Source organism: Algoriphagus sp. (assembly GCF_024642405.1).
Taxonomy (GTDB): Bacteria; Bacteroidota; Bacteroidia; order Cytophagales; family Cyclobacteriaceae; genus Algoriphagus.
Window position 1 is genome coordinate 1 of sequence record NZ_JAHEBC010000019.1, and the last position, 20,270, is coordinate 20,270.

The 20,270-nt window shown below is 35.8% G+C and carries 18 protein-coding genes and 1 pseudogene; 9 read left to right on the forward strand and 10 right to left on the reverse strand.

The annotated features are described in order from the left end of the window. Positions 1–608, forward strand: a 608-nt coding sequence (locus Q0L68_RS02850; RefSeq protein WP_296699079.1) for an ACP phosphodiesterase, incomplete at its 5' end; no start/stop codon positions are given. Next, positions 595–1,053, forward strand: coding sequence for a hypothetical protein (locus Q0L68_RS02855; protein WP_296699081.1), 459 nt, complete (start codon positions 595–597; stop codon positions 1,051–1,053). The genes Q0L68_RS02850 and Q0L68_RS02855, both read left to right, overlap by 14 nt. A gap of 21 nt (positions 1,054–1,074) precedes the next feature. Here Q0L68_RS02855 and Q0L68_RS02860 read toward each other — a convergent pair whose 3' ends face one another. From Q0L68_RS02860 to Q0L68_RS02880, 5 genes are all read right to left on the reverse strand, one after another. Then, positions 1,075–1,614 carry an inorganic diphosphatase gene (locus Q0L68_RS02860; RefSeq protein ID WP_296699083.1) on the reverse strand — a complete coding sequence of 180 codons (540 nt, stop codon included), beginning with the start codon at positions 1,612–1,614 and terminating at the stop codon, positions 1,075–1,077. An 88-nt stretch (positions 1,615–1,702) separates the two neighbouring features. Continuing rightward, complete coding sequence (locus tag Q0L68_RS02865) at positions 1,703–2,788, reverse strand: hybrid sensor histidine kinase/response regulator (protein WP_296699085.1); 1,086 nt, start codon at positions 2,786–2,788, stop codon at positions 1,703–1,705. After that, complete coding sequence (locus Q0L68_RS02870; RefSeq protein ID WP_296699086.1) at positions 2,778–4,859, reverse strand: 7TM diverse intracellular signaling domain-containing protein; 2,082 nt, start codon at positions 4,857–4,859, stop codon at positions 2,778–2,780. Before Q0L68_RS02870 ends, Q0L68_RS02865 begins: the two co-directional genes overlap by 11 nt. A 25-nt stretch (positions 4,860–4,884) precedes the next feature. Continuing rightward, positions 4,885–5,595, reverse strand: a complete 711-nt coding sequence (locus tag Q0L68_RS02875) for a hypothetical protein (RefSeq protein ID WP_296699088.1) — start codon at positions 5,593–5,595, stop codon at positions 4,885–4,887. Between the two features lies 1 nt (position 5,596). After that, positions 5,597–7,864 carry an Rv1355c family protein gene (locus tag Q0L68_RS02880; RefSeq protein ID WP_296699091.1) on the reverse strand — a complete coding sequence of 756 codons (2,268 nt, stop codon included), beginning with the start codon at positions 7,862–7,864 and terminating at the stop codon, positions 5,597–5,599. A gap of 208 nt (positions 7,865–8,072) precedes the next feature. Between Q0L68_RS02880 and Q0L68_RS02885 the strand changes: the two genes are divergently transcribed. Then, a complete protein-coding gene (locus Q0L68_RS02885) occupies positions 8,073–8,546 on the forward strand; it encodes a response regulator (protein WP_296699095.1) in 474 nt (157 codons plus the stop codon). Between the two features lies 1 nt (position 8,547). Here Q0L68_RS02885 and Q0L68_RS02890 read toward each other — a convergent pair whose 3' ends face one another. The 3 genes from Q0L68_RS02890 to Q0L68_RS02900 are packed head-to-tail and all read right to left on the reverse strand — an operon-like array spanning position 8,548 to position 11,745. Then, positions 8,548–9,759 carry an alanine dehydrogenase gene (locus Q0L68_RS02890; RefSeq protein WP_296699099.1) on the reverse strand — a complete coding sequence of 404 codons (1,212 nt, stop codon included), beginning with the start codon at positions 9,757–9,759 and terminating at the stop codon, positions 8,548–8,550. After that, entirely contained in the window at positions 9,749–10,180 is a 432-nt protein-coding gene (gene tsaE, locus Q0L68_RS02895) for a tRNA (adenosine(37)-N6)-threonylcarbamoyltransferase complex ATPase subunit type 1 TsaE (RefSeq protein WP_296699101.1), read from the reverse strand. The genes Q0L68_RS02890 and tsaE overlap by 11 nt, the downstream gene beginning before the upstream one ends. 8 nt (positions 10,181–10,188) lie before the next feature. Beyond that, the gene (locus Q0L68_RS02900; protein ID WP_296699104.1) at positions 10,189–11,745 is read right to left on the reverse strand and encodes a bifunctional response regulator/alkaline phosphatase family protein; all 1,557 of its coding nucleotides are present in this window, start codon (positions 11,743–11,745) and stop codon (positions 10,189–10,191) included. A 59-nt stretch (positions 11,746–11,804) separates the two neighbouring features. Between Q0L68_RS02900 and Q0L68_RS02905 the strand changes: the two genes are divergently transcribed. From Q0L68_RS02905 to Q0L68_RS02930, 6 genes and pseudogenes are all read left to right on the forward strand, one after another. Next, the gene (locus tag Q0L68_RS02905) at positions 11,805–13,037 is read left to right on the forward strand and encodes an HD domain-containing protein (RefSeq protein WP_296699106.1); all 1,233 of its coding nucleotides are present in this window, start codon (positions 11,805–11,807) and stop codon (positions 13,035–13,037) included. A 16-nt stretch (positions 13,038–13,053) separates the two neighbouring features. Continuing rightward, positions 13,054–14,076 (forward strand): annotated as a pseudogene (lpxD, locus tag Q0L68_RS02910) (UDP-3-O-(3-hydroxymyristoyl)glucosamine N-acyltransferase). Between the two features lie 39 nt (positions 14,077–14,115). After that, positions 14,116–15,510, forward strand: coding sequence for a bifunctional UDP-3-O-[3-hydroxymyristoyl] N-acetylglucosamine deacetylase/3-hydroxyacyl-ACP dehydratase (locus Q0L68_RS02915; RefSeq protein WP_296699111.1), 1,395 nt, complete (start codon positions 14,116–14,118; stop codon positions 15,508–15,510). Continuing rightward, positions 15,507–16,286 carry an acyl-ACP--UDP-N-acetylglucosamine O-acyltransferase gene (gene lpxA / locus Q0L68_RS02920; protein WP_296699114.1) on the forward strand — a complete coding sequence of 260 codons (780 nt, stop codon included), beginning with the start codon at positions 15,507–15,509 and terminating at the stop codon, positions 16,284–16,286. The genes Q0L68_RS02915 and lpxA overlap by 4 nt, the downstream gene beginning before the upstream one ends. Before the next feature lie 2 nt (positions 16,287–16,288). Continuing rightward, the gene (locus Q0L68_RS02925; RefSeq protein ID WP_296699117.1) at positions 16,289–16,909 is read left to right on the forward strand and encodes an ABC transporter ATP-binding protein; all 621 of its coding nucleotides are present in this window, start codon (positions 16,289–16,291) and stop codon (positions 16,907–16,909) included. Between the two features lie 59 nt (positions 16,910–16,968). Next, the gene (locus tag Q0L68_RS02930; protein WP_296699120.1) at positions 16,969–17,451 is read left to right on the forward strand and encodes a hypothetical protein; all 483 of its coding nucleotides are present in this window, start codon (positions 16,969–16,971) and stop codon (positions 17,449–17,451) included. A gap of 50 nt (positions 17,452–17,501) precedes the next feature. On the opposite strand, the gene Q0L68_RS02935 is transcribed toward Q0L68_RS02930, so the two are convergent. Together Q0L68_RS02935 and Q0L68_RS02940 are read right to left on the reverse strand one after the other, a co-directional pair. Beyond that, the gene (locus Q0L68_RS02935; protein WP_296699123.1) at positions 17,502–19,889 is read right to left on the reverse strand and encodes a Smr/MutS family protein; all 2,388 of its coding nucleotides are present in this window, start codon (positions 19,887–19,889) and stop codon (positions 17,502–17,504) included. After that, positions 19,889–20,251: a DUF4296 domain-containing protein gene (locus Q0L68_RS02940; RefSeq protein WP_296699126.1), complete on the reverse strand. Its 363-nt coding sequence runs from the start codon at positions 20,249–20,251 to the stop codon at positions 19,889–19,891. Before Q0L68_RS02940 ends, Q0L68_RS02935 begins: the two co-directional genes overlap by 1 nt. Positions 20,252–20,270: the final 19 nt, after the last annotated feature.

Sequence of the window (20,270 nt, forward strand, 5' to 3'; positions counted from 1 at the left end):
CGATGAACTATTTAGCTCATGCATATCTTTCCTTCCATCAAGAAGAAATCCTAGTGGGTAATTTCATTGGGGATTTTGTGAAAGGTAAAATGATGGACAGGTTTCCCGAAGGAATCCAGCAAGGAATAAAATTGCATCGGGCTATTGATAAATTCACAGACTCGCACCCTTTGGTAAGAGCAGGCCAAACTTATCTAAGACCTAAGTTCGGGCATTATTCTACGGTTATTACTGATATCTATTTTGATTATTTCTTAGGGAAAAATTGGAATAAATACTCAAATCAACCTTTGGAATCCTTCGTTGATTCTGTTTATGAACAAGTTTCAAAGTATGAGGCATACTTTCCAGATCGCTTTGGTAATTTGTTCTATTGGATGAAAAAAGATAATTGGCTTTATCATTACTCAACGATCAGGGGAATTCAAATGTCCTTGACAGGTCTTTCAAAAAGGACAAAGTTTAATTCCAAAATGGAAGTGGCTCATTTGGCACTATTGGAGCGGGAGGCAGAATTTGAAATCATTTTCTTCGCTTTTTTCGAAGATTTAAGGACTTTTGCAAAGCAAAAACTGGAAGAAATACAACTCACTTATGATTCTGATTAAACCAAAATTATCCACCTATTTTTCTCTCGGTATCCTTGTCCTAATATTATTAGCGGGATTAGTATTCATCCTTAGAGATTTTGCTTACATCGGTAGTTTTGGGATTTGGTTTTATTTAATAGCGGCACCTTTGCTCACGCTGGTAATATTGATGATACTCATAAAACTCCTGGCTGGGTATAGATTTATCGCTGCAGGAAAAGATCAAATTGTGGTAAAAATGCCAATAAGACAATATGAAAAAATCTATCCGATTAACCAGATTTTAGCCTGGGAGGAAGAGACAATTATTGCCAATAAAAAAGAATTCAAACAACTCACGGTAGCTTTTTCAGATAAGCAGTCCATTTCTATTTCTAATCATGAGCACGAGTCTTACACGCAACTAGTGAAGTATCTCTTAAAGAAAGCGGGTAAGCAACAAGTGAAAAACAAAAAAGCCTGAGAAAATACTCAGGCCTTGAATTTACCTTTGGTTTCTAAAATGCTTATCATATAGAGAAATACTCTCTTGGATAATCCTTAATGCATCTTCCTTGCCAAGAAAATCTTCTACTTTCACTTCCTTATTTTCAAGTTTCTTATAGTCTTCAAAAAAACGGTGAACCTCTTTCATCAAATGAGGTGGTAGATCGTCAATATCTTCGATATAATTAACGGATTGATCTCCTGCCGCGACAGCAATAATCTTGTCATCTGCTTCACCTCCATCAGTCATCCGCATTACGCCGATTACTTTTGCTTCCACTAAACACATCGAAGGAATATCAATCTGAGAAATAATAAGAATGTCAAGCGGATCGTGATCCTCGCAATAAGTCTGTGGAATAAATCCATAATTCGCAGGATAGTGAACCGCTGAAAACAGCACTCGATCCAGCATCAGCATACCCGATTTTTTATGAAGTTCATACTTCCCTTTACTTCCTTTTGGGATTTCAATTACCCCCATTACAGTTTCAGGGGCATTTTTTCCGATATTGACGTCGTGCCAAGGATTAATCATATTATTTGTATTTGTTAATAAAAAATGAATCTCCGTTCTAATCCGATACAAAGATACATTATACCTTCGAATTGAAAGTTTTTCAATTTTATTTCATATCAGGAAGAGTAACCGTGATCTTTGTTCCCTCATCAAGGGCAGATTCTAAATTAATAGATCCCCCCATTTGTTCTACTGCTTCTTTCACCATGTAAAGCCCGAGACCAACCCCAACATTTTTTTGAGTTGCACGCGTAAATAGGTTAAATACTTCTGGGTGATGCTTAGCGTCAATCCCGATACCATTATCCTCCACAGATATTACAACACTTTCTTCCAACACATCTACAGTCAAGCTTATATTTCTTGGACCTGGTTCAGGTTTTTGAAATTGAACAGAGTTACTAAAAAGGTTATTCAAGATCACTCTAATCTTTGCATCGTCAGAATGGAAATCCTTTTCTTGATTTACTTGAATATCCAAATGGAAATTTGACAGATCAAACTTGGCATGATATGCTTCCATTTGTTGTTTTACAATTTCCTTAAAATCCAGTTTGGTTACCTTATGGTCTATTTTTGTGGATCTATAAAAATCCAACATTTTGTAGATATAATCATCCAGTTTGACGGTCGCGGAATCAATCATATCAAAGTACTCCCTTGTTTGCGGATCTTCGATTTCAAGCTTTGCCAACTTAGAAATACCGGAGATACTCATCAATGGCCCCCTGAGTTCGTGAGAAAGACTGTAAACAAATTGATTCATTTCAGAATGAAGCTTTTTCAATTTGACGTTTTTTTCTTTCAGTTCCATTCTCATGAAATAAATATCGGCAGCGTTTTTTATCGAATTCTTGATCTGCTCTATGTTCCATGGTTTATCAATAAATCGATAAACTTCCCCTTTATTTATTGCATCAATTACACTGGAAATATCCGAATAACCTGTAAGTAAGATCCGAATAGGATCCGGATTTATTTTGACCATTTTCTCAAAGAATTCAGTACCTGTCATTCCAGGCATTCTTTGATCCGCAATGACCACATGAATTTCTTCTTCTTGGGCAATCCGAAGTCCCTCTTCAGCATCAATTGCTGTAAAAATTTTAAAGTCTTTTCTTAAAGTAGCTCTAAATGATTTAAGGTTATTATCCTCATCATCTATATAAAGTACATGGATTTTATAACTCATATTTCTGGGTACTTTGATAAACAGGAAGAGTTATTTTAAAAGTTGTACCCTGTCCTTGCTGGGTATTAACTTCCAGGCTTCCTTTGTGATTTTCAATTATAGAATAAACAATAGAGAGACCCAAGCCGGTCCCTTTCCCTACTGCCTTTGTCGTAAAGAATGGTTCGAATATACGTTGTTTTACGCTTTCCGGCATTCCAGGACCATTATCTTCAATCTCTACAGTTACAGTTTCGTCTAAATGCGCCTGAGTTCTGATAGTTATATGGGGGTCTATTATTTCGTCTATACTATCTGAAAGTGCATGTACTGCATTGTTAATAATATTCATGAAGACTTGGTTTATTTTCCCAGCCAGACATTCTACCATAGGTAATTCTCCAAATTCCCGAACGATCCTTATTTTTCCAGGCATGGTACTATTTAGGAGAATTATAGTACTATTGATCCCGTCATGGAGGTCCACTTTTTTGAGATCTTGCTCATCTACTCTTGAGAAGATTCTTAGTCCTTTCACAATTTCAACAGTCCTTCTGGCACCATCTTCCATTCCTTTTAAAAGCTGGTCGATCTCATCAAGAACATAATCAAGTTCAAGATCTTCTTCCAGGCTTTTTGCTTTCTTGATAGAGGCTTCAGAAAACTCCTTTTTCCCTGTTTCCCTATAAAACTCAATCACATCCATGATATCTTTAATATCTCGTTTCAGAGGAGTAATATTGGAACTTACAAAGTTGATCGGATTATTAATTTCATGTGCAATACCTGCTGTCAATTGACCTAAAGACGCCATCTTCTCCTGGTTTACCAATTGACTTTGGGTGTTTTGAAGGTTTCTTAATGCATTCTCTAACTCATCTGTTCTAAGCTTCACCTTCTTTTCCAAAAGTGTATTTTGTTCACGAACCAAGATTTCATTCTCCTTCGAAATCTGCAATCTTTCTGCCTGTTCACGTTCTTTTTCCTTCTTCAGAATATTGATTCGATCAGCCAATGCAAATGAAAGTAGAACTACTTCCAAAGCTGACCCAATCGGCATAATGTAGGCTGTTAAATTATTGATTGCAATAATTCCCATCTCACTGAAAACAAATAAGAAAATTCCAATCATAAAAATCGACCAAGCAAGCAAATAATATCGGGCAGGTCTATACCCTTTTCTCAAAATCATTACCGCAGTAAATAATACAAAGAGAACAACGATAGATTGAGTGACCAGTAAAACCTGGTAACTTAATGTAATAGAAATTAAAACAGCATTTGCCAGAATAAATGCATAAACCCCATAGATTACGAAAAACCCTTTATCCAATTTTGGAACTATCTTTTTGGACATCAGGAAAATTCGAAGAAACCAAATCCCAACTATACTAACCGCTGATGAAAAAATAACGATTGATCGCTGGTTCATCCAGTCCCAATCAGGCCAAAGAATCCCTTGAGTGTATCCTAGAATGGATGCCTGAGCAAACCAAACTAACAAAGTATGAAGCACATAGATAAAGTAAACTTTATCTTTTACTGAGAAATACAAGAATAGGTTGTAAAAAAATAACCCCACAAAAACACCTGTCAAAAGACCAAAAAGTAAGTCTTCAAAAGTCAGTATTTCCTCTAAGCTTTCCTTTGAAGAAATAAAACCTGTAAATATTTTTTTATCAACGTTTTCAATCTTGAATAAGTAGAAATCGGCGTTTATTTCCTCTTCTGAAAAATCAAAAACTATTTTTTGAGAAACGAATTCCCTATCCTCAACACCAATCAATCGACCATTTAAATGCTCTTTTATAATTTTTCCATCTTTGACGGAATATAATTTCACATTATCGATTGATGTAGAATTCAAAGAGAATATCGGTTCTTCGAATTGATCCAAATTTGATAATTCAGCTTTTATCCATAATGAACTATTACTGATCCCAAAATTGAATGAATTACAATTATTTGATTTAAATGAATCAGAAGTCAAGATTTCATTGACATCAATATCATTATCGATCATTAAATAAGTAAAACACTCTACTTTAACGATTTGGTCTTCTTCAGCATATGCCCCGGCAAATGCCGTCAAAAAGAAAAAGCTAAAAACAAAAGCCCTAAATATCATTTCTCCAATTATTATTCTTCACTAACAAATCATAGTTTACTTCAAACTCACCTTTCGCCCCTACTTCAGTTTTTTGGAATTGAACGTTATTTCTTAATTCAATAATTTTCGCTCTTTCAGAAGAATCAGCTAATGGTAAATTCTCAGGATCTTTCATTACGATTGAGGTCGCGACAAGGTCCAATTTGGGATAAAAGAAAGTTCCTGAATTCCCTATTCCCGTTTCTATTTCAAACCCTTTTTGTAAAGAAGGCTTCAACGTATATTCTGCCACTAGGGCTAGTAAGGAACCCAATTTTAACTGCGTGGCAATAGCTATCCCAGCTCTGATTAGCAATACAGCTCCAATTCCATAACCAGAAATAGATTTTGAATTCCAAAGCCCTGAAACTTCTCCTGTTCCTAAGGAAGAATATTCCTTCACAAGATCAAAAATCTTATGATCAACTTGAGAAACGGCTTGCTCCATTGGAAGGGGGAAATCAGGATGAGCGATATGAATCCTAAGGCCACTGACAACTTCCTGAGTATCGTCTTTTTCAACAGTTACCACATAAACAAAGGGATTCTTCATCCAATCATTATTTGAAGATGTAACCTTAGTAACTCCATATTGTCGCAATACATCAGAGTGCCCTTGAACAAATTTTTGACATCGTTCTGGTTCATCTATCGCTCTAAATGCTTTAAAATTGAACATCTCAGATAATGATCAAAGTGTCTGAAAGATCTCTTCTGTAAGACTTTACAGTAGGATCACCTGCTTTATTGATTCTAAACATAAAAATTTCTTTTTGTTCATTTCCCTTATTGAAAATATTAGTGAATGAATTTTTAAGATTTAGAATCTCATTTTCCTCTATTTCAGTAAACCCTGTTTCCCTTTCATTTAAAATTCTATGGAAAATAAATAACATAGCAGAGACAGGTTGCACACTCAATCCTAACATATTTGCTTTAATCCAAAGTCTCTGTAATACTATACCCGCGTTTAGAATTGAAATTGGCGAATAATCATTAGTTTTCAATAAAAATATTCCTGAGGCTGAAGTAATAGTATCTTTTGAAATTTTTGTCAAACCATAACCCATTAAATATTTTCTAAAAAATTTGATGGTTCTTGGGTCTCTCAATAATCCCATAGCCGCCTTCTCTGTCCCGGAAAGCTCTAATGTGGCAATGTCAATCCCGTCTTTTTTATCTATTGCTTCTTTTTCAGTCCACCTCACTTCATTTACGAAATCAACTAATCCCTGATCATGAAAAAATCTAAGTCTATCCATCCCACCAACAATTTTAGCCAACTCCTCTAAGTCATCTTCCTTTTCAGTCCATTCTAAAGACACATTATTTTCATGAGAGACTTCTAGAAGCAAATTAATTTCATCTTGACTTAGTAAATACCTTTTCTTGTTTTTTCTATTAGTACACCTTAAATCTATGCCATCTGCTAATTCTGAGAATTTGATTTTTAAAGGCTTTGGTTGTTTAGTTAAAAATCTAATACTAGCGATACAATCCGAATCAAACTCTTTAATCTGGTAGATTATTTCTATTTCAATCCCCATTTTTCCAGAATGAAGTCTCAGATTTTCGAGAGCCGCACCAAATGCTATTAAAGAGCCAGTTCCTTTGTAATCCAGCATGGAATGACTCCTGATTTTATCATGAAATAAATGCAGGACACCTTTCTTGTCAAAAACCCAAATCCATGGTTGAATATTCCCCCCAGAAGGAGCCCAATTAGCTTTGTCAACTAATATTTCAAGTTCGGACCGTGAAATTTGATAAGCTGACTGAAGAACATTTGAGGGAAGAATAAATTGAAATTCTGAGAGGCTTGGTATAACAGGAGAGTCAATATTGATCTCCTCAGAATCACTTAGCTTAAATAAATTATCAAAATCAACATAGTATCTTCCTGATTTAATATCGTCTCCAAGAAGGAATTTTCGAGCTGCATGAGCAACTGACGCACCACCCAAAAATACCCCAGATGCCAATTGAGGCCAACTCGTAATGGTCTGCCCAATCTCCAATAATGAAACTTTCATTCTTGGGGAAAGTGTCTCCAAACCTGTAATTTTCAAAACAATAGACACTTTTTCAGTACTTGATAAATTTTTTAGAGAATCTGTCTCAACACCTTGAAGCAATCCATGAAAAAGCTCCCTTTCAGGTTCCAGATCAAAACGCTCCACATCTAACATGCCTTTATCAGAGGTATCCATCATTACTGCCAGTTTATGCTCTTTAGCTTTTTCACGGAGCAAGACTTTTATATCCAAGCTATCACACTCATCGATCAACAAATCCATTTTCCCTCCTTCCAGGATGAATTCATCTACATTTTCTGCTGTGATTCCTTCACGATACACTTTTACATTCAAGTAGGGATCAATTTCTGCAATCTCTCTTGCAGCAAGAATTACTTTTTCTAAACCTAAACTTGTCACACCCGCTTTTAATCTATTAAGGTTACTAAGTTCAAGTGTATCAAAATCTGCCAATCTGATTTCACCATATCCTCTTTCTAAAGTCATAGCCAAAGCAATACTTTGTCCCACAGAAAGACCTACTACACCGACTATCTTTTTTCCTAATGTTTTCTGCTCAGCTGGAGTTATTTTAAAATTATTTCTAAGAGTCCGAATTTTTATAAATTCTTCCTCAGAAAGAATATGAACCAGTGTATTTTTCCAAGGAAAAAAAACCCAATTACCGTACTTATCCTTATCTGTTTTTTCGAAAAAATCCTGAACAAGTGACATCAATTCTTGATTAGGTATAGTCCTGGACGGGTTTTCTGATTTTATTAAATCAGCTACTTGACTTTCAATTGGATCAGAAACCAAAACAAAATCATCTACTAATAATTCTTTGATTCTTAAATAATCGGAATTTTTATTAGGATTAAGTATTTGTGGTATATACTGAACATTTTGATCAGTAGAAAATTTAAATGACATTTGTTGAATCTGAGGGTGATTGGCTCAGTAAAGATAATTTATTAAGGTTTATGTCAAATACATTCGGTAGCATATTGGGTTAAAAACTTAGTAATTAATTTACAGACATCTCTATTTAGTTAATTATGGCGCAAATTTGGTTTGTTTTTTAACTGGAAATAAGATTATTTGTAGATAGGAAAAAAGCTATCGAAAGATTGGTTACAGCATGGAAACCGAAAGGGACGAAAAAATAAAAATTCTGTATGTGGATGATGAAGAAAATAATCTTCAGGCATTCAAGGCTACATTCCGGAGGGATTACAAAATTTTTCTTGCCATATCCGCAAGTGAAGCGAGAGAGTTATTAAAAACTGAACAGGTTGATTTAATCATAACCGACCAAAGAATGCCTCAAGAAACAGGCGTAGAATTTTTAGAAAGTATAATTCCTATTTACCCTAAGCCAATCCGTCTTCTTTTGACAGGATACACTGATATACAAGCAGTTATTGACGCGATTAATAAAGGTCAAGTATATCATTATTTGACAAAACCTTGGGAGGAAGATTATCTAAGGACGGTAATAAAAAATGCCTTCGAGATATATATGTTGAGAAGAGAAAATGAAAAATTAACTGAAGCTCTGCTAAAAGCAAATGAACAGTTAGAATTTTTACTCCGTCAAAATCTACTTTCCTAAATCAATATCTTGCAGCCAATAAAAGCTGAAGTTCTTTGTGAGAAAGTCCAAATTTCCTACCCAAATACGCATTGGTTAAACTGCCTCGGTAGGTATAAACCCCTCGCAAAAACCATTTATAATTGAAAATCATTTCTTCAGCACCACCTAAATCTGCTGTCTGAAGAATTATAGGTGTAAAAATGTTACTTAAAGAGTATGATGCAGTTCTTGCAACTCTAGAAGCAATATTCGGAACACAATAATGAATAATATCATGAATTCTATAGACCGGTTCATCATGACTGGTAACTCTGGAAGTTTCTATACAACCTCCCTGATCGATTCCCACATCAATGACAATGCTACCATGCATCATGTTAGCAACCATCTCCTCGCTTACTACAATTTTATTCCTTCCTTTCTCTGCTCTTAAAGCTCCAATTACCACATCAGCTTCAGCCATTGCCTGACTAAGACTGAAATTATCAATAGTTGAAGTATAGACTTGTTGCCCTAATAATTGCTTGATCCTTCTTAATTTATAAATATGGTTGTCAAAAACTTTTATATTGGCACCGAGTCCCAATGCTGTTCTTGCTGCATATTCCGCCACAGTCCCCGCCCCAATAATAACAACTTGTGTAGGTGGAACACCGGTAACTCCTCCCATAATCAATCCCTTGCCATCATTTACACTTGATAAATATTCGGCAGCTATTTGCATACAAGTACTTCCAGCTATTTCAGACATTGCCCTAACAACAGGCATGCCCCCAACTTTGTCTTCTAAATACTCAAATGCGACAGCAGTTATTTTTTTGGCATTAAGTGCCTCAATAAATTCTTTGTTTTGCCTACCAAGTTGAAGTGCTGATATTAGGCAACTTCCTTGGGTCATTTCAGCCACCTCCTCTATAGAAGGCGAATCGATCTTTAAAACAATATCTGAAGCCAAAGCTTCCTTTCTCGAATAGACAACTTTCGCCCCTGCATCTGAATAATCCTGGTCTGAGAATTTTGCATGCAATCCAGCTCCGGTCTCCAGAACCACGGAAAGTCCATAGTTTGATAAAATACCTACTGCTTCAGGAGTCAAAACCACCCTTTTTTCTTGGGATGATATTTCTTTTGGCACTCCAATAGTAATGGATTTTGAATCCTTTCTCACTTTGGATGGAGATTCTTTAGGTATCAAACCTACCGCGGATAATTCACTTAATTCAGCTGACATCATTGATATGTTGAAGCGTGAGATTTCTTTCTGTTTCAGAAAGAATTTCTATTTTAATAAGAAAATATTGATCTGGAAGAAATTCAGCTATTTTTTCGGCCCATTCCAGCCAGCAATAATTTTTACTATAAAAATACTCTTCTATCCCAATATCCAAAGCTTCTGTAGGATCATCGAGCCTATAAAAGTCGAAATGATAAAATTTTTCATCGGATTTATTTTCATATTCATTGACTATCCCAAAAGTGGGGCTACTAATTTGATCCTGGATTTCAAAAATACTTGCCAAGGCTTTAATCAATGTGGTTTTGCCTGCCCCCATCTCTCCTTTAAAAACCCAAATTCTTTCAGAACTTGCTACCTCAACTACCTTTCTGGCGGCCTCGGAAATAGCCTCTTTCCCATATGAAAATTCAATCAATGCTGTTCCTATTTTGGTGATAAATGGACAATTGGAATAATCATTTCTTCCAAAGATACACCTCCATGTTGAAAAGTATCTTTATAGAAGTTTACATAATAATTGTAATTATTGGGATAGGCAAAGAAATAATCTTCAACGGCAAACACATAGCTAGATGAGACATTTAGTCTTGGTAGTTTGGCGTCCTCTGGTCTTTTTATTTCAAATACTTTTCCTCCTTCAAAATTAAGGTTTTTGCCTTGCTTGTACCTCAGGTTGGTAGTAACATTTTTGTCTCCGATAATTCGATAGGGTCGATTCACCCGTTTTGTTCCATGGTCTGTTGTCACAATCACATCAGCTCCAGCTTGGTAGATTTTTTTAAACAAATCAAATAATGATGAATGTTCAAACCAACTTTTTGTGATTGACCTGTATGCAGATTCATCTGGAGCTAACTCACGAATCATTTTCATATCAGTCCTGGCATGGGACATCATATCCACAAAATTATAAACCAAAACATTCAAATCATTTTGCAGTAGTTCGTGGAAATGTTCTACTGCAGCTTTACCTTGATTTGTCTGTAAAATCTTTTGGTAAGATGATTTAATCGGAAGTCTATTTTTATCGAGGTTTATTTTCAACCAATCCTCTTCGAAGTTATTTTTACCTTCATCAGAATCCTCGTCTTCCCATAACTTTGGATAGAATCTTGCCATGTCCATAGGCATCATCCCACTGAACAATGCATTTCTTGCAAAAGCGGTGGTTGTTGGTAAAATACTATAATAAGTATCCTTCTGCTCTACATTAAAATAGGTAGATAAAATCGGCTCTATATCTTCCCATTGATCATATCTTAAATTATCAATAACAATTAAAAACAAAGGTTTCCCAGTTTGTATTTTAGGAAAAACTTTCTGTTTCAAGACCTGATGAGAAAGTAATGGTTTTTCTTTGTTTTGCTCTTCCATCCAATCCAGATAATTTTCTTTTATAAACCTAGCGAAAGATGCATTTGCTTCTGTTTTTTGGGTTTCCAGAACTTCTAACATGCTTTTGTTTTCAGTAGAATCAATCTGCATTTCCCAATAAATTAGCTTTTTGTAAATATCTGCCCAGTCTTGGTGATCCTCAGCATCTCCAAAAGCCATACTGATTTTCATAAATTCCTGCTGATAATTTAACGTGGTTTTCTCATCAATCAGCTGCTTGTTTTGTAACAGCTTTTTTACAGATAATAAAATCTGATTAGGATTTAGAGGCTTTATCAGGTAATCGGCAATTTTTCCTCCGATTGCATCATTCATGATATGTTCCTCCTCCGATTTAGTGATCATCACGACCGGTATTTGAGGTTTTATAATCTTGATTTGTTGTAACGTTTCCAAGCCTGTCATTCCCGGCATCATTTCATCTAAAAATATCACATCAAAATTTTGAGCTTCCACTTCATCGATGGCATCGACGCCAGAGTTTACAGTAGTAATTTGATATCCTTTCTGTTCCAGGAAAAGAATATGAGGCTTCAGCAGGTCTATTTCATCATCTGCCCATAGAATATTGAATTTTTGAGACATTTCAGGTTCCGTTTCTTTTAAAATTATAATTACTTTTGAGTCAATCAAATTCGGCCCTATTGAAAAGCCAAAAGATATTAAACGACCCGGTCTATGGATTTATCACGATCCCAAGCGAGTTGATTTTCACCATCATTGATCATCCTTATTTCCAGAGGTTACGGAGAATAAAACAGCTAGGTTTGACTGACTTCGTCTACCCTGGTGCTCTTCACACTCGCTTCCATCATGCAATAGGTGCGATGCATTTGATGAGTATTACGCTGGATAATCTACGCATAAAAGGAACAGAAATCTCCAATAAAGAATACGAAGCCGCACTTATTGCTATTTTATTGCATGATATTGGACATGGCCCTTTTTCTCATGCTTTAGAATATAGTCTTCTCAAAAGTGTCCCTCATGAGGATTTATCCCTTTTAACCATAGAGCTTTTTAATCAAGAACTTGACGGAAAACTTGATTTAGTTTTAAGAATATTTAAGAATACTTACGAGAGAAAGTTTTTTCATCAGCTTGTTTCTAGTCAATTGGATATTGATAGACTGGACTATTTGCAAAGAGACTGCTTCTTTACGGGTGTTTCTGAAGGCACAATAGGAGCAGATAGAATAATCAAAATGATGGATGTCAAAAATGACCAAGTGGTTATTGAGGAAAAGGGGATTTATTCTATTGAAAACTTCCTTAGTGCAAGAAGGCTGATGTATTGGCAAGTGTACCTTCATAAAACAACTGTCAGCGCTGAGAAAATGCTGATTAAATTAATTGAGCGTGCCAAAATGCTTCGTAAATCGGGTACAAAGTTTACAATTACGGATGAATTTGATTTCTTTTTACAGCATGAAAATACCATTCAGGACTTCCAACAAAATCCGGAAATACTTAGGCTATTTTTGGAAATGGATGACCTGGATATCTGGGGAGCAATAAAACTTTGGAAGAAGCATCCCGATTACGTTTTGAGAAATATTTCAAACATGTTTTTGACAAGGAACCTTTTCAAAATTACCTTATCTAATGAGCAGTCTAGTCCTCAAGAGATCGATGAAATAAAAACAAAAACCATCCAAAAACTTGGGATTCCAGAAGAGGATATAACCTACTTTTTCTCTTACGGGGCAGTTAGTAATTATGGTTATTTGGCAAAAGACAGGATTAATATACTTACAAAAAAAGGGAAAGTAATTGATGTTGCACAAGCTGCAGATTTACCGAATATAAAGGTAATGAGCAAAATAGTGGAGAAACATTATATATGTAAAGCCAAAAGTTTAAATTTAAATTTCTAATACGTCCAACCAACATATGGAATTTACTTTAGGCCAAGTTGCCGCAATCCTTCAGGGAAAAGTGGAAGGAGATGAAACAAAAAAAGTCTACAGACTTGATAAAATTCAAGAAGGAAAAGAAGGTTGAATCAGCTTTCTTTCTAATGAAAAATACCATTCGTTCATTTATGAAACAGATGCTACTGCGGTTATCGTTTCAGAAAATTTCACTCCAACAAAAAGCCTAAAAACCACATTGATCCGTGTAAAAGATGCTTACATTGGATTTACAACCCTATTAGAAGCTTACAATCAGTTTTCAAAAGCCAGTCACCTTGGTATCCAAGAACCCTGTTTTATGGATGAATCAAGCAGTTTTGGAGAAGGAGGGTTTAGAGGAATCTATTCACATATAGGAAAACATTGTAGCATTGGGAATTCAGTGAAAATCCATCCACAAGTTTATATAGGTGATCGAGTAAAAATCGGTGACAACACTATTGTTCATTCTGGGGCCAAAATTTGCTCAGATACAGTAATAGGTTCCAATTGTGAAATTCATCCTGGGGTTGTCATTGGAGCGGATGGTTTCGGATTTGCTCCGCAACCAGACGGAACTTACAAAGCCATCCCACAGATAGGAAATGTGATTATCGAAGATTGTGTAAGTATTGGATCTAATACTACGATCGACTGTGCAACAATGGGCTCTACAGTTATCAAAAAAGGGGTAAAAATCGATAATCTGGTGCAGATCGCACACAATGTTATAATTGGTGAAAACACTGTAATTGCTTCCCAAACTGGTATTTCAGGGTCAACTGAAATAGGGAAAAATTGTGTTATTGCAGGTCAAGTAGGAATAGCCGGGCATTTAAAAATTGCAGACAATACCACTTTAGGAGCAAAAACTGGTATAATAAAGTCAATAAAAAATACGGGGCAAACAGTATTCGGGTATATTGGGATAGATATGAAAAACTTCTTAAAATCATATTCTATTTTCAAAAACTTAGACGACCTGGAAAACCGGTTAAGAGAACTGGAAAAAAAGCCGTAAATTTGCACCCTTAATCATCCTGAAAGTTTAAAATATCAGATGAAGGTAAAACAACATACCATCAAAAAGCAGGTAGAGCTATCTGGAGTCGGTCTTCATACCGGAGTAATCTCCAATATGACATTCTTACCTGCACCTCCTAACCACGGAATTAAATTCCAACGTGTTGATCTTGAAGGGAGACCCACCGTTGATGCGGACTGCGATCTAGTAGTGGATGTTTCTAGAGGAACTACATTAGAACAAAACGGAGCCCGAGTATACACTGTCGAACATGTTTTAGCAGCCCTTGTCGGGATGGAGCTAGATAACGTATTGATTCAGCTTGATGGACCAGAACCTCCGATTATGGATGGTTCGTCGATACAATTCATTGATGTATTACAAGATGCAGGTCTTGAAGAACAAAATGCCTTAAGAAGATTTTTTGAAGTGGAAGAAAGTATCCAATACAAAGATTCTTCCCGCGAAGTAGAAATGGTGGCATTACCAACGGATAATTATAGGGTTACCGTAATGGTTGATTATAATTCTCCGGTTTTGGGTAGTCAGCATGCATCAATTACAGATATCAGCCAATTCATTCCTGAAATAGCTTCATGTAGAACATTTTGTTTTCTTCACGAATTGGAAATGCTTTACAACTCGAACCTGATTAAAGGCGGAGATTTAAATAATGCAATTGTAGTTGTGGATCGGGTTGTTGAGGATAAAGAGTTGGTCAGCCTCGCGAAAATGTTCAACAAGCAAAAGGTAGAAGTAAAGAAAGAAGGCATTTTAAACAACGTGGATCTTCGTTATCGAAATGAACCTGCTAGACATAAATTACTTGATGTAGTTGGAGATTTGGCATTAGTTGGGAGACCTTTAAAAGCTCAGATTTTAGCTGCAAGACCTGGCCATGCGGCTAATGTGGCGTTTGCTAAAAAATTAAAACGAGCTATGGAGAAGGCTGGCTCGAGTCATATTCCTCATTATGATCCGAAACTGCCACCAGTAATGGACATCAACCAGATAAGTAATATATTACCTCACAGATATCCATTTCAGCTTTTAGATAAAATTATTTACTTAGATGAAACTGTGGTTGCCGGTGTAAAAAACGTGACGATCAATGAACCGTTTTTTATGGGACATTTCCCTGGAAATCCCGTTATGCCGGGGGTCATGCAGGTAGAAGCTATGGCTCAAACCGGAGGTATTTTGGTATTAAGTACAGTAGAAGATCCAGAGAATTACTGGACTTACTTCCTGGGGATTGAAAACTGTAAATTTAGAAAAATGGTACTACCTGGGGATACTCTTATTTTTAAATGTGAACTATTGGCACCTATAAGAAGAGGCATAGCTAAAATGCGTGGTGAGGCTTATGTGGGAAATACATTAGTCTGTGAAGCAGTTATGACAGCCAGCATAACCCGTAAAGAATCATGATCAGCCCAATGGCCCATGTAGACCCAAAAGCAATATTGGGGAAAAATGTCCATGTGGATCCTTTTACAATGATCCATGAGAATGTGATCATTGGAGATAATTCATGGATCGGTCCAAACGTGACCATATTTCCAGGTGCAAGAATCGGAAAGAATTGTAAAATATTCCCAGGTTCAGTAATTGCAGGGATTCCTCAAGACTTGAAATTCCAAGGAGAAGATTCCACTGTTATGATAGGTGATAATACAACTATTCGTGAATGCGTAACCGTAAGCCGAGGAACTGTAGACAAGCAAACTACAGTGATAGGAAGTGATTGTTTATTGATGGCTTATGTTCACGTAGCGCATGATTGTGTTTTGGGAAGTCACGTAATTATAGCAAATTCAGTACAAATTGCTGGTCACGTCTCCATCGATGACTGGGCAATAATCGGAGGATCAAGTGCTATTCACCAATTCGTGAAAATTGGAATGCATTCAATGGTATCAGGGGGATCTTTGGTAAGAAAAGATGTACCTCCATTTACAAAAGCAGCGAGAGAACCTCTTTCATATGCAGGAGTTAACTCTTTAGGATTGAGAAGAAGAGGTTTTTCCAGCGAGTCAATAGGTCATATTCAAGAGGTCTATAGATACTTATTCCTGAATAGTATGAATAATAGCCGAGCTTTAGAGGAAATTGAAATAAACCTTCCTGCTACCAAAGAAAGAGATGAGATTTTAAATTTCATCAGATCTTCTGAGCGAGGTGTAATGAAAGGTTATATCAATTAATCATGTTTAAAATCCAACTTGAAAAGGCTAACAAGCGCTTTCAATATGAATGGATTTTTAAAAACCTGGATTTAAAAATTGAATCTGGTGAATCAATTGCAGTAACAGGTGGAAATGGGTCTGGAAAGTCCACTTTACTTAAATGTATCAGCGGAGCAATTCCCCTTACTTCTGGTAAAATTTCATATTTGAAAGATAACAAGTCGATTTCTGATTCAAATTGGTTTTCTCATTTAAGCATCGCTGCTCCATACATGGAGCTCCCGGAAGAATTTTCATTACAAGAACTACTGAAATTTCATTTTAAATTTAAAAAATGCATTTCCGGTTTTACAGTTGAGCAAATAATTGAAATACTTTTTCTGGAAGATCATAAATCAAAACAAATATCTCAATTCTCATCCGGAATGAAACAAAGGGTGAAATTGGGGATTGCACTTTTTTCAGAAGTTGATTTGATCTTACTGGATGAACCAACTTCTAATTTGGACAAAAAAGGAATAAAATGGTATCAGGACTTAGTTTCACAATATAAATCCAACCGAACAATTCTCGTTTGCTCAAATGACCCAAGAGAATATGAATTTTGTTTACAAAAAATTAAACTAGGAGATTATAAGTAAGTTTAGTTTTAAACATACTTCTGTATATTTATTTTCCTTTGAGAAAAACTATTAATTCTATGAGATTTACATATTTAAAGGTTCTTGCACTTATCTCCTTGGTAGCATTAATTCAAAGTTGTGGCGATGATAAACCTGATCCACCACAAAAAACTGCAGAAGAATTGGCTGTTGAAGCTTTAACTGGAACTGGCACCCTTACCTGGGAAACTGCTGGAGGTGGTACTGTGAAGAGAGATGGAGTAGTTGTAACCGATCTTTATCAAAATTTTGAGCTAACACTAAGTTCAACATCTTCAAAAACCTATACTAGCAGAAACAGTAATGAACTATTTGATGCATCAGGCACCTGGAGTTTTGCTGGAAGCGGTTTTAATAAAATAACACTGAGCGGGGTCAAACCCGCCGCTGGGAGGGAAATTTCCTTTACTAGAAATGCAGACAATTTGAAATTGATTTTTACAATTTCTGCCCCTGGGGCTAGAATAAATGGCACTTTTGCAGTAGCAGGGAATTATGAATTTGATCTTTTGAAAAAGTAAAAGGATAATAAAATAAGGAAAAGAATAAAGGAGCTTAAAACGCTCCTTTTTTATTTTAAAGTTACTAAAGTCACTCCAGCCCCTCCTCTATCTGCATGCTCATCTTCCATCTTACCCACATTCGGCATATTTCTTAGCAAATTCCTAGTAATATCTCTAAGGATTCCATCGCCTTTCCCATGTACAATTCTCAGATCTTTAACTCCAAACATAAATCCTTCATCCACAAACGTTTGAATCATAGGCAAAATCTCCTCTCCCCTTTTTCCCCTCAAATCTAAATTGGGAGAAAACTCCATCAACTTCTCATTGGTATTATAACCACTCCTTTTAGCTACTGATTTGAGTTCTTTTTTAACCTGAGTCTGAGAAATTTTTTCAAGTCTTGATAACTTCACATTTGATTTTAATTCACCAATCGAAATTTCGACTTCCTTATTTTTTAATTGAAGTACTTGGGCAATTGCACCATTATCTTTTAATCTTACCCAATCACCTTCTGCAATTTTACCACCCACCACTACCACTTCCGGATCTTTAACTGCAAGCTTTTCCGGCTTTACAATTTCTTTAAATTCTTCCAGCTCTTTCCGTAATTTTTTTGTGGATTCTTTATCGGCTTTATCTTCTTTTATTTGTCTTATTGTGGATTCAATTTTTTTATTGGTCTGGTCCAATAAATTCTTTGCTTCCTGCTTTGCTTCTTGAATGTATCTTTTCTTGTTGAGTTCTAATGTCTCTTTCAGCTCATTGTATTCCTTAAGCCTAGTTTTCAAAAGTCTTTCTTTCGCTTTTGCATCTGCCAATAAACTCGTGTATTGGTTTTTCTCATTTTCCAATTGGGTCAGTAATCGATCATAACGAACCCGCTCCTCACCAATATGATCCTTCGCATACTGAAGGATTTCTTTTGAGATACCTATTTTAGATGCGATCTCTAAGGCAAAGGATGAACCTGGTTTACCAATTTCCAATTGATACATTGGCTCCAACTTATCCACATCATATCGCATAGCCCCGTTGACAAGCCCCTGATTTTTATTTGCTATTTGTTTCAGGTTCCCATAGTGAGTAGTCACGATTCCAAATGCCCCAAGCTTATTTAATGCAAGTAAAATAGATTCAGCAATTGCACCACCAAATTGAGGTTCAGTACCTGTGCCAAACTCATCAATGAATAGAATGGTTTTTCTATTTGAAAATTGAGTAAAATTCTTCATGCTCATTAAATGAGAGCTATAAGTACTCAAATCATTTTCGAGGTTCTGCTCATCTCCAATATCAATGAAAAAATTATCAAATAAAGAACTTTTAGAGTCAGGCTGTACAGGGATCAACAAACCGCATTGCAGCATGTACTGAAGTAATGCTACTGTTTTCAAGGTTACTGATTTTCCACCTGCATTAGGCCCGGAAATCACTAATAAACGCTCATGCCCACCTAGTTTAACATCAATAGGGATTATTTTCTTTCCTTGAGTTTTCAAGGCCATTTCTAAAATTGGATGCCTTGCTTTTGTCCATGTCAATTGCCTTTCTTTGGTAATCTCTGGTTTTACAGAATCTGTTTTTTGAGCAAATTTTGCTTTGGCCCGGATGAAATCCATAAGTCCCAGGTAACTGGTAGCTTTTCTTAATACGGGGATTGCAGGCCTTAACTTATCTGTTAATTGAGTTAAAATTTTGACAATCTCCCGGCGCTCCATATACTCTAAATCCCGGATTTCATTATTTATATCCAAAGCCTCTTCAGGCTCCATGAAAACGGTTTGGCCGGTTGAAGACTCATCGTGAATAAAACCTCTAAGCTTTCTTTTGTTTTCTGCAGCAATAGGGATCACCATTCTTCCCCCACGAATTGTCATTCCTGAATCCTCTGGAGTTAAGCCCTTTGCTCTCGCCTCTTTAAAGATTCTTTCCATGACTTTTCGAAGTCTTCCTTCTTCAAAAATTATCTGATTTCGAATCAGTTGAAGATCTCGACTTGCATTACTTCTAATCTGTCCCTTCTCATCAATTACTTGCTCAATTGATTTTAATAGACCTAAATCTAAATCGATTAGCAATCCAAGCAATTGACTGAGTGTTGGATATAATTCACCAAATTTCTGGAAAAATGAAATACATCCTCTCAGTGTATGAAGAGATAATTTCACTTCGTGAAAATCTTCCTGATCAAGATGCGCTCCTTCTAACTTCGCTTTTTCTAAATAAGGATGCAGATTTGTAAAATTAGATGAGGGAAAAGATTCTCCTGAAAATAAAATTTCATAAAACTCTTTTGTTTGATCGAGAAGTTTTTTGACCAGATTATAGTCAGAGGAAAAAGAAACTTTATCAACATAACTCATCCCAAGAGGAGAGGTACATTCTTCTTTCAAAAGCTCCTTAACCTTAACGAAATTTATTTTTTGCTCTAAATTGGAAGGGTATATCATTAGAAAATTTCCTCGTCTCCTTTTTTATTAATGCCTTCTATTTCTTTAGAGGCAAGGGAATCAATAATTTGAGCATACATTTTATCCATAATCAATGGATATTGTAAATAATATCTCAGACTTTGAGTAAAAACAGAATCCTCTACCTGATGTTTAACAAAAACTTCTTTTTCCAACAGCTTATATAAAACTTGAGAAGAATCGTAAGCAATAGGAAGTGCACTGGCAACCCCTTCAGTTAAATGAATATCAATCAGCACATTGACCATTTTATCTTCATCTAGAAGACCTTCTGGTTTAGTGTTATCACTGCAACTGATTAAAAAAAGAAGACTCCAACAAACTATATTTAATCTTTTCACGGTACAAAATTATGTTTTT

What these genes read in the sequence shown, in the direction of transcription:
- Q0L68_RS02855 (WP_296699081.1), top strand. Translation starts at nt 595, where the DNA reads ATGATTCTGATTAAACCAAAATTATCCACCTATTTTTCTCTCGGTATC.
- Q0L68_RS02885 (WP_296699095.1), top strand. Translation starts at nt 8,073, where the DNA reads ATGGAAACCGAAAGGGACGAAAAAATAAAAATTCTGTATGTGGATGAT.
- Q0L68_RS02925 (WP_296699117.1), top strand. Translation starts at nt 16,289, where the DNA reads ATGTTTAAAATCCAACTTGAAAAGGCTAACAAGCGCTTTCAATATGAA.
- lpxA (WP_296699114.1), top strand. Translation starts at nt 15,507, where the DNA reads ATGATCAGCCCAATGGCCCATGTAGACCCAAAAGCAATATTGGGGAAA.
- Q0L68_RS02900 (WP_296699104.1), bottom strand. Translation starts at nt 11,745, where the DNA reads ATGTCTCAAAAATTCAATATTCTATGGGCAGATGATGAAATAGACCTG.
- Q0L68_RS02930 (WP_296699120.1), top strand. Translation starts at nt 16,969, where the DNA reads ATGAGATTTACATATTTAAAGGTTCTTGCACTTATCTCCTTGGTAGCA.
- Q0L68_RS02935 (WP_296699123.1), bottom strand. Translation starts at nt 19,889, where the DNA reads ATGATATACCCTTCCAATTTAGAGCAAAAAATAAATTTCGTTAAGGTT.
- Q0L68_RS02890 (WP_296699099.1), bottom strand. Translation starts at nt 9,759, where the DNA reads ATGTCAGCTGAATTAAGTGAATTATCCGCGGTAGGTTTGATACCTAAA.
- Q0L68_RS02915 (WP_296699111.1), top strand. Translation starts at nt 14,116, where the DNA reads ATGAAGGTAAAACAACATACCATCAAAAAGCAGGTAGAGCTATCTGGA.
- Q0L68_RS02860 (WP_296699083.1), bottom strand. Translation starts at nt 1,614, where the DNA reads ATGATTAATCCTTGGCACGACGTCAATATCGGAAAAAATGCCCCTGAA.
- Q0L68_RS02865 (WP_296699085.1), bottom strand. Translation starts at nt 2,788, where the DNA reads ATGAGTTATAAAATCCATGTACTTTATATAGATGATGAGGATAATAAC.
- Q0L68_RS02875 (WP_296699088.1), bottom strand. Translation starts at nt 5,595, where the DNA reads ATGTTCAATTTTAAAGCATTTAGAGCGATAGATGAACCAGAACGATGT.
- Q0L68_RS02880 (WP_296699091.1), bottom strand. Translation starts at nt 7,864, where the DNA reads ATGTCATTTAAATTTTCTACTGATCAAAATGTTCAGTATATACCACAA.